This is a genomic window from Rhodopseudomonas sp. BR0M22 (assembly GCF_010907035.1).
Classification (GTDB): Bacteria; Pseudomonadota; Alphaproteobacteria; order Rhizobiales; family Xanthobacteraceae; genus Rhodopseudomonas.
In genome coordinates this window covers 32,461-45,354 of the sequence record NZ_QUMK01000047.1, presented here as the reverse complement: position 1 = coordinate 45,354, position 12,894 = coordinate 32,461, and the positions used below count along the sequence as shown (strand labels likewise).

The 12,894-nt window shown below is 65.4% G+C and carries 13 protein-coding genes; 7 read left to right on the top strand and 6 right to left on the bottom strand.

Annotation, left to right across the window (positions count from 1 at the left end):
• Positions 1 to 172 precede the first annotated feature (172 nt).
• The 6 genes from DY468_RS15955 to DY468_RS15930 all read right to left on the bottom strand — a co-directional run bounded on the left by DY468_RS15955 (position 173) and on the right by DY468_RS15930 (position 6,907).
• The gene (locus DY468_RS15955; protein ID WP_164605784.1) at positions 173 to 622 is read right to left on the bottom strand and encodes an NfeD family protein; all 450 of its coding nucleotides are present in this window, start codon (positions 620 to 622) and stop codon (positions 173 to 175) included.
• A 15-nt stretch (positions 623 to 637) separates the two neighbouring features.
• Complete coding sequence (locus DY468_RS15950; protein ID WP_164605783.1) at positions 638 to 1,639, bottom strand: SPFH domain-containing protein; 1,002 nt, start codon at positions 1,637 to 1,639, stop codon at positions 638 to 640.
• 136 nt (positions 1,640 to 1,775) lie between these two features.
• Positions 1,776 to 2,813 (bottom strand): ferrochelatase, encoded by a 1,038-nt coding sequence (gene hemH, locus DY468_RS15945; protein WP_164605782.1) that lies wholly within the window; start codon positions 2,811 to 2,813, stop codon positions 1,776 to 1,778.
• Positions 2,814 to 2,989: 176 nt separating this feature from the next.
• Positions 2,990 to 4,162 (bottom strand): nickel/cobalt transporter, encoded by a 1,173-nt coding sequence (locus DY468_RS15940; protein WP_164605781.1) that lies wholly within the window; start codon positions 4,160 to 4,162, stop codon positions 2,990 to 2,992.
• Positions 4,159 to 4,812: a DUF1007 family protein gene (locus DY468_RS15935; RefSeq protein ID WP_164605780.1), complete on the bottom strand. Its 654-nt coding sequence runs from the start codon at positions 4,810 to 4,812 to the stop codon at positions 4,159 to 4,161. Before DY468_RS15935 ends, DY468_RS15940 begins: the two co-directional genes overlap by 4 nt.
• A 4-nt stretch (positions 4,813 to 4,816) precedes the next feature.
• Positions 4,817 to 6,907, bottom strand: coding sequence for a M3 family metallopeptidase (locus DY468_RS15930; RefSeq protein WP_164605779.1), 2,091 nt, complete (start codon positions 6,905 to 6,907; stop codon positions 4,817 to 4,819).
• A 207-nt stretch (positions 6,908 to 7,114) separates the two neighbouring features.
• On the opposite strand from DY468_RS15930, the gene DY468_RS15925 reads away from it, so the two are divergent.
• The 7 genes from DY468_RS15925 (at position 7,115) to DY468_RS15895 (ending at position 12,853) form a co-directional block, all read left to right on the top strand.
• On the top strand, positions 7,115 to 7,375 hold the full coding sequence (locus tag DY468_RS15925) for a hypothetical protein (protein ID WP_164605778.1): 261 nt from the start codon (positions 7,115 to 7,117) through the stop codon (positions 7,373 to 7,375).
• 665 nt (positions 7,376 to 8,040) lie between these two features.
• The gene (locus tag DY468_RS15920; RefSeq protein ID WP_164605777.1) at positions 8,041 to 9,183 is read left to right on the top strand and encodes a type III PLP-dependent enzyme; all 1,143 of its coding nucleotides are present in this window, start codon (positions 8,041 to 8,043) and stop codon (positions 9,181 to 9,183) included.
• Positions 9,184 to 9,388: 205 nt separating this feature from the next.
• Entirely contained in the window at positions 9,389 to 9,976 is a 588-nt protein-coding gene (locus DY468_RS15915) for a GNAT family N-acetyltransferase (protein WP_164605776.1), read from the top strand.
• Between the two features lie 16 nt (positions 9,977 to 9,992).
• Complete coding sequence (locus tag DY468_RS15910; protein WP_164605740.1) at positions 9,993 to 10,160, top strand: hypothetical protein; 168 nt, start codon at positions 9,993 to 9,995, stop codon at positions 10,158 to 10,160.
• Between the two features lie 98 nt (positions 10,161 to 10,258).
• Positions 10,259 to 10,645: a RidA family protein gene (locus DY468_RS15905; protein ID WP_013500818.1), complete on the top strand. Its 387-nt coding sequence runs from the start codon at positions 10,259 to 10,261 to the stop codon at positions 10,643 to 10,645.
• A gap of 263 nt (positions 10,646 to 10,908) precedes the next feature.
• Positions 10,909 to 11,313, top strand: a complete 405-nt coding sequence (gene rnk, locus DY468_RS15900; RefSeq protein ID WP_164605775.1) for a nucleoside diphosphate kinase regulator — start codon at positions 10,909 to 10,911, stop codon at positions 11,311 to 11,313.
• 109 nt (positions 11,314 to 11,422) lie between these two features.
• On the top strand, positions 11,423 to 12,853 hold the full coding sequence (locus DY468_RS15895; protein WP_164605774.1) for a homospermidine synthase: 1,431 nt from the start codon (positions 11,423 to 11,425) through the stop codon (positions 12,851 to 12,853).
• Positions 12,854 to 12,894: the final 41 nt, after the last annotated feature.

The following is a 12,894-nucleotide window of genomic DNA, read 5'->3' as shown; positions in this document are numbered from 1 at the left end:
CCCGCCTTGGCGGATGGACCGGCTACTACGGCAAGCCAGGCCCCATCGTGATCCTCCACGGCCTCCAATCCCTCAGAGCCATGCTCGCAGGCTGGAAGCTAAGGCCAGATGTGTGAATCTCGTAGGGTCAAGCCCGGCCATGACGGCGAGAGTTCGCGGGCAGGCCCGTCAGCTACACCGCCGCCACCGTCAGCTTCACCCCGTCCGCCGCGACGATCCGCACACGGTTGCCGGCCGGCGTATCGGGGCCGAACACGCGCCAGACGGTGTCGTCGATCCGTACCGTGCCGACGCCGCCCTCGATCGGCTTCTCCAGGGTGAATTCGCGGCCGACCAACGCGTCGGTGCGGCGATTGAGAAACGGGTTGGTGGTGTGCGACTCGACCGCAGCGCCGCGCGCCATCCGCCGCCACAGCGGCACCGCGGCGGCGGCAAACAGCGCGAACAGCAGGATCTGGACCTGCCATCCCGGCTCCAGCACCAACGCCAACAGCCCGACCAAGAGCGCCGCCAACCCAAGCCAGAACAGAAATACGCCAGGCGCGAGCAGCTCCAGCGCCATCAGCACCAGGCCGAAAATCAGCCAGTTCCAGGCGCCGAGTGCGGCGAACAATCCAGCCATGGTCGCGCCCCTGCCTCAGCGCACCGGTGGGGTCGCCGGCCCGGCCGGCGGCACCGAGCCACGGCGGGCTGCGGCCTGCGCCGAGGCGGCGCTCTCACCAAAGGTCGCCTTGGCGATCTCGCCGATCCCGGCGAGCGAGCCGAGCATGCTCATCGCCTCGACCGGCAGCATGATCACCTTCTGGTTCGGCGCATCGGCGAGCTGCCCGAACGCCTTGATGTATTTGTCGGCGATGAAGTAGTTGAGCGCCGAGACGTCGCCCTGGCTGATCGCCTCCGAGACCATCTGGGTCGCTCGCGCTTCGGCTTCGGCGGAGCGCTCGCGCGCCTCGGCGTCGCGGAACGCAGCCTCGCGGCGGCCCTCGGCCTGCAGAATCTGCGCCTGCTTGGCACCCTCGGCGCGCAGGATCTCGGACTGGCGCTGGCCCTCGGCGGCGAGAATGTCGGCGCGCTTGACGCGCTCCGCCTTCATCTGCCGTCCCATCGCCTCGACCAGATCGGCCGGCGGCGCGATGTCCTTGATCTCGATGCGATTGACCTTCAGGCCCCACGGCGACACCGCGGCATCGACCACGCGCAGCAGCCGTTCGTTGATTTCGTCGCGATGCGACAGCACCGCATCGAGGTCCATCGAGCCCATCACCGAGCGGATGTTGGTCATGGTCAGCACCACGATCGCCTGGTTGAGGTCGGAGACCTCGTAGCTCGCCTTGGCGGCGTCGAACACCTGATAGAACGCGACGCCGTCCACCGTGACGGTGGCGTTGTCCTTGGTGATCACTTCCTGTTCGGGAATCTCGATCACCTGCTCCATCATGTTCACCTTGCGGCCGACACGATCGAAATACGGGATGATCAGATTGAGACCCGGCGACAGCGTCCGGGTGAACTTACCGAACCGTTCGATGGTCCAGTCGTAGCCCTGCGGGACCGTCTTGACGCCGGCGAACAGCGTCAGGATCACCAGCAGGACGAGAACGATGGAGACCACATCGAACCCGCTGAGATCATAGAACATGCAAACTCTCCTCGCCGGATTTTACTTGTCGTGGGGCATGGTGATGGGTGCGCCGGTTCGGCGCAACCCTGGTGGGTCGCAGCCGCGGCAATTCAGGTTCGACGATGAAGGATCGGTCGCGGAAGGCTGCAGCTGATTAAAGCCAGCCCTGAAGCTCGCGCAGCACGAGCTGGCGGATCACCTGGATGCCGGGTTCGGAATCGTTGAGGCAGGGAATCGCGGTGAATTCCTGTCCGCCGTTCTCCATGAAGATCTCGGCGTTTTCCTGCGCGATCTCTTCCAGCGTCTCCAGACAGTCGGCGGAGAAGCCCGGCATCACCACCGCGATCTTGCGCACGCCCTTGCGGGCCAGCGCCTCGATGGTCTTGTCGGTGTAGGGCTGCAGCCACTGGTCGAAGCCGAACCGCGACTGGAAGGTCAGCAGCAGCTTGTCGTCGGCCAGCCCCATCCGCTCGCGCAGCGCCTCGACGGTGGCAACGCATTGCGCCTGATACGGATCGCCCTTGTCGATATAGGCCTGCGGCATGCCGTGGAACGAAGCGACGATCAATTCCGGCTCGAACGACAGCGTCCCGAGATGCGAATTGATCGAGGTCGCCAGCGCATCGATATAGGCCGGATCGCGATAATACGGCGGCGTCACCCGCAGCGTCGGCTGAGCGCGCAATTCACGCAGCACGCGAAACGCCTGATCGCACACCGTCGCGGAGGTCGCGGCGGAATATTGCGGATACAGCGGCACCACCAGCAGCCGGGAACACCCCTTGGCCACCAGCGCCTCGATCCGGTCGCGCAGCGACGGATTGCCGTAGCGCATCGCCCAATCGACGATCAGATGACCGCGATCCCCCAGCGACGCCGCCAGCTTCTCGGCCTGCCCGCGGGTGATGGTCTTGAGCGGCGATTCGTTCGCCTCGTGGTTCCAGATCTTCTGATAGTCCTTGGCCTTGCGGGCCGGACGGGTGTTCAGAATGATGCCGTTGAGCGCGAGTTTCCAGAACAGCCCCTGGTTCTCGATCACGCGCGGATCCGACAGGAACTCGCGCAGATAGATCCGCACGCCCTTGGTGTCGCAACTGTCGGGGGTCCCGAGGTTGACCAGGAGCACGCCGACCCGCTCCGGCGCGGGCGCCGGGGCGATCGCAGGTCCATGGATCGGTATGATGACGCTCATGTTGCTGCTTGGCTTCGCGCTTTGGCCTATCGTTGTCAAGACGACGCGATGACGGGGCTGCTGTTCAGCCACTGCGGAATCACCGCAGCGGCTCCGTGACGACTACACCATCTACGCACGAAACTCCGTCGAGTTTTGCCGTGACGGTTCAAAAACAGAACTCTGCGGCCTGCTGGTTAAAGACACGTCACACGCTCGGCCGCAACATAGCCTAGGAGAAGTCCGCAGCCGAGCAGCAGCACGAGGCCGGCGGCGCCGAATTCGAGCCCCCGCATCACCAGCATGCCGCCGCCGTCACGCTGCACGGCCAGCTTGCGGGCCAGCCCCTTGGCAGACACCGCCGCCACCGCGATGGTCGCGACCGTGATCGCGGTGCCGAGCCCCATGACGAAGGTGGCGACGATGCCGGCCCAGAACAATCCCTGGGCCAGCGCGAACACCAGCAGCAAAATCGCGCCGGAACACGGCCTGATGCCGACCGTCAGCACCGCACCGAGGCCGCGCCGCCAACCGCCCGGACCGGCGAGTTCGCTGGGTTCAGGCCCGTGCGAATGGCCGCAATGGTCGCAGGCTTCGCCGGGACCGTGATGATGGTGGTGATCGTGATGGGCGTGGTCGTGGTCGTGGTCGTGACCATGGTCATGATGGTGATGCTGATGATCGCCATGCGCAGCACGGGCGTGGGCATGACCGTGCCCACCATGGTCGTGATCATGATCGTGGTGGTGACGGTCGTGATCCACCAGCGCCGCCGGCACACCCGCCATCGCCAATTGCGGCTTGCGCATCGAGGCCTGCAGGGCACGCAGGAAGCCGCCGCCCTTGACCCAGACCAGCCGCGCACCGAACAGCGCGATCAGAGCGTAGCTGCCGATCTCGATCGCCCGCTCGGCGCTGCACATCGTGCTGGCGGTGGCGTTGAGCAGCCACGCGCAAACGCCGACGATCGATACCGCGACGAGCGCCTGCAGCAGCGCCGAAATGAACGACAGCGCGATACCGCGCCGGGCGGTCTCTTCGTTGGCGACCAGATAGGACGAGATCACCGCCTTGCCGTGCCCGGGCCCGGCGGCGTGGAACACGCCGTAAGCGAACGAGATGCCGAGCAGCGTCCACACCGCGCTGCCGTCGGCCTTGGCGGCGCGGATCGTCGCCGACATCTGCTTGTAGAACGCCGATTGCTGCGCCAGCAGCCAGCCGACGATGCCGCCGGCCTGCGGCTCCGGCGTCCCCTTCGGCGCGCCGAAGGGATTGTGGGCGAACGCCGCGTGCAGCGTGGCGTCGCCGAGCACGAGCGCGGCGATGCAGACGAACAAGGCGGCAACCGCAAACCGGCGATGAGACGTCATGGGCAGGTCACCGTGATCTTGTTGGCGAACATCGCGCCGTAGTTGGAATTGTCGCCGTTGAGGAAGTTGTCCTCGCTCATCCGTTGAGCCGTCGCGGTGCCGTCGTTGGGGCGCTGGAAGTCGAATTTGCAGCCGGCCGGCGCGCCGACCAGACTGACCGGATTTTTCTCGGCGAACGAGAAGTCGATGAAGTAGCTCGGATCGAACACCTCGACCGCCAGCTGGCTGCTCTTCACCGGGGTCTTCAGCGGCAGGAAGAAGTGCAGTGTCAACACGCTGTCCTTGTAGGACAGATAGTAATCGACCGGATCTCCAAACTTCTGCTTCTTGCCGCCGACCTTGGCGAAGGTGAAATAGGCGAATTCTTTCAGCGAATCGACGTTGGTCTGCGCCAGCGGCGCCAGATCCTCACGGGTGTAGACGCCCTTTTGCTTGGTCTCGATGCCCTGCAGAGCGTAGGTCGAGAACATGTCGTCGAACGCCCAAGAATGCCGCACGCCGGTGAGCGAACCGTCCGGCGCATAGACCAGCTCGCTGGTCGAAGTCACCCAGACGTGCGGGTGCGCCTCGGCGGCGCCGATGCCCACTAGAGCTAGCACGGCCGCGATCAGCGCGGAGCGGATGGCGGCGCGGCGCAACAGGCCGATCATGCGGCTACGCAGCCTCCGGCGTATCGAGCAGGCCGCGGCGGCGGAGCAGCGCGTCGGGCTCCGGCTTGCGACCGCGGAACGCCACATAGGCTTCCTCCGGGTCGCGCGAACCGCCGGACGAATAGATGTCGTCGCGCAGCCGCTTGGCCACCTCGGGCGCAAAGATGTCGCCGGCCTCTTCGAACGCGCCGAACGCGTCGGCATCCATCACCTCGCTCCACATGTAGCTGTAGTAGCCAGAGGCATAATGATCGCCGGAGAAGATGTGGCCGAACTGGGTCGGCCGGTGCCGCATTGCGATTTCATCCGGCATGCCGATCTTGGCGAGTTCCTTGCGCTCGAAAGCGCGGATCTCGCCGATGCTGGCGGCCGGCTGGGTGTGGAATTCGAGATCGAGCAGCGCCGAGGAGACGAACTCGACGGTGGCGAAGCCCTGGCCGAATTTGCGCGCCTTCAGGAAGCGTTGCAGCAACTCGTCCGGCAGCGGCTCGCCGGTCTGATAGTGGCGGGCGAATTGCCGCAGCACCTGAGGCTGCTCCTGCCAGTGCTCGTAGAGCTGCGACGGCAGCTCGACGAAGTCGGTGAACACGCTGGTGCCGGACAGCGACGGATAGGTCACATCCGACAGCATGCCGTGCAGGCCGTGGCCGAACTCGTGGAACAGCGTGCGGGCATCGTCCGGCGACAGCAGCGACGGTTCGCCGCCCGCGCCCTTGGCGAAGTTGCAGACGTTGATGATCAGCGGCGCCACATCGCCGTCGAGCTTCTGCTGATCGCGCAGCGAGGTCATCCAGGCGCCGGAGCGCTTCGAAGGCCGGGCATAGTAATCGCCATAAAACAGTCCGCGATGGCCGCCATCGGCGTCCTTCACCTCCCAGACCCGAACGTCCGGGTGCCACACCGGGACGTCCTTCCGCTCGGCGAAGGTAATGCCGAACAGCCGCGTGGCGGTGTCGAACGCCGCGGCGATCATGTTGTCGAGCGTCAGATACGGTTTGATCGCGGCGTCGTCGAAATTGGCGCGGCGCTGCCGCAGCTTCTCGGCGTAATAGCGCCAGTCCCACGGCGCCAGCTTGAAGTTGCCGCCCTCCTCCGTCACCAGCTCCTGCAGCGCGTCGCGGTCGGCGAGCGCGCGGGCGCGCGCCGGTTTCCACACCCGCTCCAGCAGGCCGCGCACCGCCTCCGGCGTCTTGGCCATCGAATCTTCCAGCCGGTAGGCCGCGAAGGTCGGGTAGCCGAGCAGCTTGGCGCTCTCCTCGCGCAGGCGCAGGATCTCGCCGATGATCGTGTTGTTGTCGTTATCGTTGCCATTGTCGCCGCGGGCGATGAAGGCCCGATACGCCTTCTCGCGCAGATCGCGCCGGCTCGACATCTTCAGGAACGGCTCGACCGACGAGCGCGACAGCGTCACGACCGCCTTGCCGGGCATCCCGCGCTCTTCGGCCGCAGCACGGGCGGCTGCGACGAAGCTGGCCGGCAGGCCGTCGGTGTCGCCTTCGGCGAGCTCCATGAACCAGTCCTGTTCGTCGCCGAGCAGATGATGGCTGAAGCCGGTGCCGAGCTGCGCCAGCCGCTCGTTGATTTCGGCCATCCGCGCCTTGGCCGCCTCGTCGAGGCCGGCACCGGAGCGATGGAAGCGGGTGTACGTGCGGTCGAGCAGCCGGCTCTGCTCGGGCGTCAGATCGAGGCTGTCGCGCTTGTCGCGCAGCGCCGCGATCCGGCCGAACAGCACCGCGTTCATCATGATCGGATTCCAGTGCCGCGCCATCCGCAGCGACACCTCTTCGTCGATCTTCAAGAGCTCCGGGCTCGAATGCGCCGACACCAGATCGTAGAACACCGCAGCGACCCGGTTCAGCAGCTTGCCGGAGCGCTCCAGCGCCGTGACGGTGTTATCGAAATCCGGCTCGGCGGGGTCGTTGACGATCGCCGCAATCTCGCCCGCGTGATCGGCGAACGCCCGCTCGAACGCGGGCATGAAGTGCTCGGGCGCAATCTCGTCGAACGGCGGGGTCTGAAATGGGGTGGTCCAGGCGGCAAGCAGCGGATTGCCGGACATGAGGGGTGCGGCAATCGGCGCGGAGCTCTCTGACATCAATCCATCCTGCGTGCGGAGCGTTTCGGGTTCCGACATATACCATTGGGTAAGGCTTTTTTGCGCCCGGAACACCTCGCCAATGCCGGTAAATTACGCAGGTTGAACCGGGCGCCCCACTGCTGACACTTTAACAGACCATCGCGTACCGCTTGCCGCCGCGGGCGATTTCGCTAGATTGCGCCCGCCAGAAGGACCTTTCGAACCATGAGCAAGCCTGTCACCGCCGCCGGATCGCGCCAGATCGCTTGGCCGAGCGTCATCACCGTCATCAGCGCCGCCATCCTGATCGGCGCCGAGGTGTTCGGAGCCGCATTCGCAGGCGGGTGGGCGTTGGCGATCCTGTTCGGGCTAGGCGAGGTCGCCGCTCACATCCTGCAGGCGGTGCTGTTCGTGATCGGCGTCGTGATCATGATCGGCTTCATTCGCAACGCGCAGCGCATCGAGCCGTTCTTCAAGCGCGCCTGATTTCCCGGTACTGCACGCCAACGCGCCGCCACGCCGCCGTCACATTTACCCCCGTGGTTATTGACGAACTTGAACAGATGTTCAGCTTCGTCCGCGACTGTGTGATGGATCGGCAACGCTTCGCGACGGGGGCGGAGTAATTCGCCGGTTAAGACAAAAAAAATCTTGCAGCCCGGCATCGAAACACCTATTTGACCCTTGCCCAATTTCGCACGTGCCCGTGGTCGTGTGTCAGTCGGTAGGTATCCGGACAAGAGGCCGGACAGCCGCCAAGGGATGAAGAGCCGAGGGTCTCGAAGCGGCGACGCGCAGAGGCCAGCATCTCTCTCAAGAGATGCCGTTGAAGGTGGCTTCCTCTCTTGCAACCGTGACTGACAGCCGGAGGCGAACCGGCGCACCTCGTTCTCAACGGGGGACGCGACTTAAAGCAACGACGGAGCGGGCTTTTTTGGTCTCTGCCGGCTTTCCATCAGCCGGCGCGAATACCGAAGAGGCTTGTCCTTCATTGCCAGTGAGCGGGCGGGATCCTTCCCAACCAATCCAAGGCAGCACTGCTTGTCCGAGCTGATCGCTCGCCGCGCCTCCATCGCGCGACGGCGCTGAAGCCGTCGGACCAGCGCCATCGTTTTGGTTCGCGCCCGTCGCTGGGCGCGTGGGAGAGTGCCATGACCGAACGTATCCGCGAATTCCTGCGCGACCGCCGCGCCAAGGGTCTGGACGTCGAGCCGTGCCTGGTCGTCGACCTCGAAGTGGTCCGCGACAACTTCACGCATTTCGCCAAGGCGCTGCCGGACAGCCGCGTGTTCTATGCGATCAAGGCCAACCCGGCGCCGGAAGTGCTGTCGCTGCTGGCCTCGCTTGGCTCGTGCTTCGACTGCGCCTCGGTGCAGGAGATCCAGATGGCGCTGGCCGCGGGAGCGACCCCGGACCGCATCTCGTTTGGTAACACCATCAAGAAGGAGCGCGACATCGCGCGCGCCTACGAGCTCGGCATCCGCCTGTTCTCGGTCGACTGCACCGCCGAGGTGGAGAAGATCGCGCGCGTTGCGCCCGGCTCGAAGGTGTTCTGCCGTATCCTTTACGATTGCGCCGGCGCCGAGTGGCCGCTGTCGCGCAAGTTCGGCTGCGATCCGGAGATGGCGGTGGACGTGCTCGACGTCGCCAAGCGTCTCGGCCTGGAAGCCTACGGCATCTCGTTCCATGTCGGCTCCCAGCAGCGCAAGGTGAAGGCGTGGGACCGCGCGCTGGCGATGGCCGCGCAGGTGTTCCGCGACTGCGCCGAGCGCGGCATCAACCTGTCGATGGTCAACATGGGCGGCGGCTTTCCGACCAAGTACCTGAAGGAAGTGCCGGCCGTGGTGCAGTACGGCCGCTCGATCTTCCGGGCGCTGCGCAAGCACTTCGGCAACCAGATCCCGGAGACCATTATCGAGCCGGGCCGCGGCATGGTCGGCAATGCCGGCGTGATCGAGACCGAAGTCGTGCTGATCTCGAAGAAGAGCGACGAGGACGAGTTGCGCTGGGTGTATCTCGACATCGGCAAGTTCGGCGGTCTCGCCGAGACGATGGACGAGTCGATCCGCTACGCGATCAAGTCGCGCCACGACGGCGCCGAGATGACGCCTTGCGTGCTCGCCGGTCCGACCTGCGACTCCGCCGACGTGCTGTACGAGAAGCTGCCGTATCCGCTGCCGGTGACGCTCGAGATCGGCGACAAGCTGCTGATCGAAGGCACCGGCGCCTATACGTCGACCTACTCGGCGGTGGCGTTCAACGGCTTCCCGCCGCTGGCGACCTACCACATCTGAGCCTTCCCTTCCTCGCTTGCGAGGTGATCGGATAGCAGGGTGAAGCAGCGACTGGTGTCGCCCTCACCCCGGGCCTCTCCCGTGCGCGGGAGAGGAAGCCAAAAAAGTCGAGGCCGGCTCGCCGGCCTCTCCCGTCACATGCGTTTTTTTTGCTGACAACATGCTGCCGGCGCGGTTCGCCGGAGAGCGTGGGGATCGACGTGCCATGACGAACACCCTCGCCACCCTGACCGCCTTGAACGTCGCAGCCGTTCCGTTCGCGATCCGTGCGGAAAAGAGCTCCGACATTGCCGCGCGTGAGCGCCTGCTGGATGCGTGCTTCGGCGAAGGCCGGCATGCGCGCACCTGCCAGCGTTTGCGTGATGGACGCGCGCCCGCGGAAGGCCTCGCCTTCTCCGCGGTCCGTCAAGGCCGGCTGGTGGGCACGGTGCGGCTCTGGCATGTCGACGCAGGGGGCCGGGCCGCACTCGTGCTCGGCCCCCTCGCCGTCGATTCGTCGTGCCGCGAGTTCGGCGTCGGCGGTGCGCTGATGCGCGTGGCGCTGGCCGAAGCCGCCGCACGCGGCCACGGCGCCGTGATCCTGCTCGGCGATGCGCCGTACTACGCGCGGTTCGGCTTCTCGGCCGAGAAGATGACTGAGCTGGCGCTGCCCGGCCCGTTCGAACGCGACCGCCTGCTCGGCCTCGAACTGCGCGAAGGCGCGCTCGATGGCGCCGCCGGCCTCATCGTCGCCACCGGCGCCGCCGCCAAGCCGGCGCGCGCCGAGCGGGTGCGTCTTCGTCGCGCCGCGTAAGCGTAAGGATAGTCCGATGCGTATTCTGAGTTTCCCGCGCCCGACTCATCGCGCGTTCGCGCCCCGCGACCCGGCCAAGCGCCCGCGCGTCACGGTGCTGGTGCTCGCCGTGTTCGCCCTCAAGATCGCCGTCGATGCCTGGCGCAGGCGGCGGGACCGCAGCGCCGAGACAACCGTAGCGTAACCCGATCGTGTGTCAGGGCTGAGACAGTCTCGGCCTTGATTTGCAAAGTCAGACACGGCATTGGCTGCCGATCTTCCCTCAGTTCCAGGATTGTTTCGATGTCGCGTCGCCTGATTTCCACCGGATCGCCGTTCGAGAAGACCGCCGGCTACAGCCGCGCCGTGGTCGACGGCGATTTCGTCTTCGTCTCCGGCACCACCGGCTACGACTACACCACCATGACGTTGCCCGAGGACGTCACCTCGCAGACCCGCAACTGCTTCAAGACCATCGGCGCGGCGCTGAAGGAAGCGGGCTTCGCGATGGAGGATATCGTGCGCGCGACCTACTACATCACCGATCCGAAGGATGCGGACGCGGTGTTCGCGGTGTGCGGCGAGAACCTGTCGGAGATCCGCCCGGCGGCCACGATCGTCGCGGTTGCCGGCCTGTACAAGCCGGAAATGAAGATCGAAATCGAAGTCACCGCCAAGCGCCGCAGCTAAGCCTATCTAATCATACAATAATCGGCTCCCCGTTGACTTTCGGGCGGGGAGCCCTAGGTTCCGACGATCATGACGATCTTGCCCCGCAACCGTTTGACGCTGCGCGCCGGTCGCCTTCACGCAGGAAGGTGACCCGGGCGCGCGCGTGCGCCGTCCGGGCTTAACGATCTCGTCGACGACTTTTCCCCTTTTTCAGACTGCTACTTATCCCATGAATGCCGATGCGCATGACGCGTGCGGCGTGACAAGGACCCGTGAAAGACATGATGCAATCCATTCGGACACAGCGCCCACCGATTACCATCCGGAACTGCGACGCCGAGCGGCTCGGCCAGCTCGCCGAAGCCGCCGCACAGCGATACCCGGCCACCGCCGAATTCCTCGCCGGCGAGGTCGCCCGCGCCAATGTGGCGCCCGACAATGATCCCTTGCCGGGGATCGTCTGCATGGAGTCCGCCCTCACCTTCCGCGACGATACCACCGGCAAGGAAAAGCAGGTGACGCTGGTGTATCCGACCGAAGCCGACGTCGAATCGGGCCGTATTTCGGTATTGACCCCGATCGGTGCCGCGCTTATCGGCCTTTCCGTCGGACAGTCGATCAGCTTCGAGACCCCGTCGGGCGAGCAGCGCTCCCTGACGTTGCTCAGCGTGTCCGAACCGAACTGACTGCCGGTCGCGGGTGACATCCGAAATTCACCTCGCCGTCATATTCCCGAACCGTCCTGTCCGCACATAGCGGCGTGATCCCTATCCCCCTGTCCGGAGTGCAAACCTGATGTCGTCTACCTCGAAGATCCACGCCAAGATCACCGGCCCCATCGTGATGATCGGCTTCGGCTCGATCGGCAAGGGCACGCTGCCCCTGATTGAGCGGCACTTCGAGTACGACAAGAAGCGGTTCGTGATCATCGACCCGCACGCCGACAGCGAGCTCGCCGAGAAGCATGGCGTCCGCTTCATCAAGCAGGCGGTCACCAAGGACAATTACCGCGAACTGCTGGTCCCGCTGCTGACCGAAGGCGGCGGCCAGGGCTTCTGCGTCAACCTGTCGGTCGATACCGGCTCGGTCGACCTCATGACGATGTGCCGCGAGATCGGCTCTCTGTACATCGACACCGTGGTCGAGCCGTGGCTCGGGTTCTACTTCGACAAGAATGCCGGCCCGGAGAAGCGCTCCAACTACGCGCTGCGCGAGACGCTGCTGGCCGCCAAGGCCAAGAACCCGGGCGGCACCACTGCGGTGTCGACCTGCGGCGCCAACCCCGGCATGGTGTCGTGGTTCGTCAAGCAGGCACTGCTCGACATCGCCCGCGATACCGGCCTCGAATTCAACGAGCCGAAGAGCCGCGAAGGCTGGGGCCAGCTCGCGCAGAAGCTCGGCGTCAAGGGCATCCACATCGCCGAGCGTGATACCCAGCGCGCCAAAACGCCGAAGCCGATGAACGTGTTCGTCAACACCTGGTCGGTGGAAGGCTTCGTGTCCGAAGGACTGCAGCCGGCCGAACTCGGCTGGGGTACGCACGAGACCTGGATCCCGGACAACGGCCGCAAGCACACCGAAGGCTGTCAGGCCGCGATCTATCTGCTGCAGCCGGGCGCCAACACCCGCGTCCGCACCTGGTGCCCGACGCCGGGCGCGCAGTACGGCTTCCTCGTCACTCACAACGAGTCGATCTCGATCGCCGACTACTTCACGGTGCGGGACGGCCAAAACGTGGTGTACCGGCCGACCTGCCACTATGCGTATCACCCGGCCAACGACGCGGTGCTGTCGCTGCACGAGATGTTCGGCGCCGAGGGCAAGATGCAGCCGAAGTGGCACATCCTGGATGAAAACGAGATCGTCGACGGCATCGACGAGCTCGGCGTGCTGGTCTACGGCCACGCCAAGAACGCCTATTGGTACGGCTCGCAGCTCTCGATCGAAGAAACCCGCGAAGTCTGCCCCTATCAGAACGCCACCGGCATGCAGGTGTCGTCGGCCGTGCTCGCCGGCATGGTGTGGGCGCTGGAGAACCCGGAAGCCGGCATCGTCGAAGCCGACGAGATGGACTTCCGCCGCTGCCTCGAAGTGCAGAAGCCGTATCTCGGCCCGGTGAAGGGCTACTACACCGACTGGACCCCGCTCGCCGACCGCCCCGGCCTGTTCCCGGAGGACATCGACACCTCCGATCCGTGGCAGTTCAAGAACGTCCTGGTGCGCTGAGGCCGAGCGGCCTTTGAACAGACAGCGTTCGCGCTGTCCGC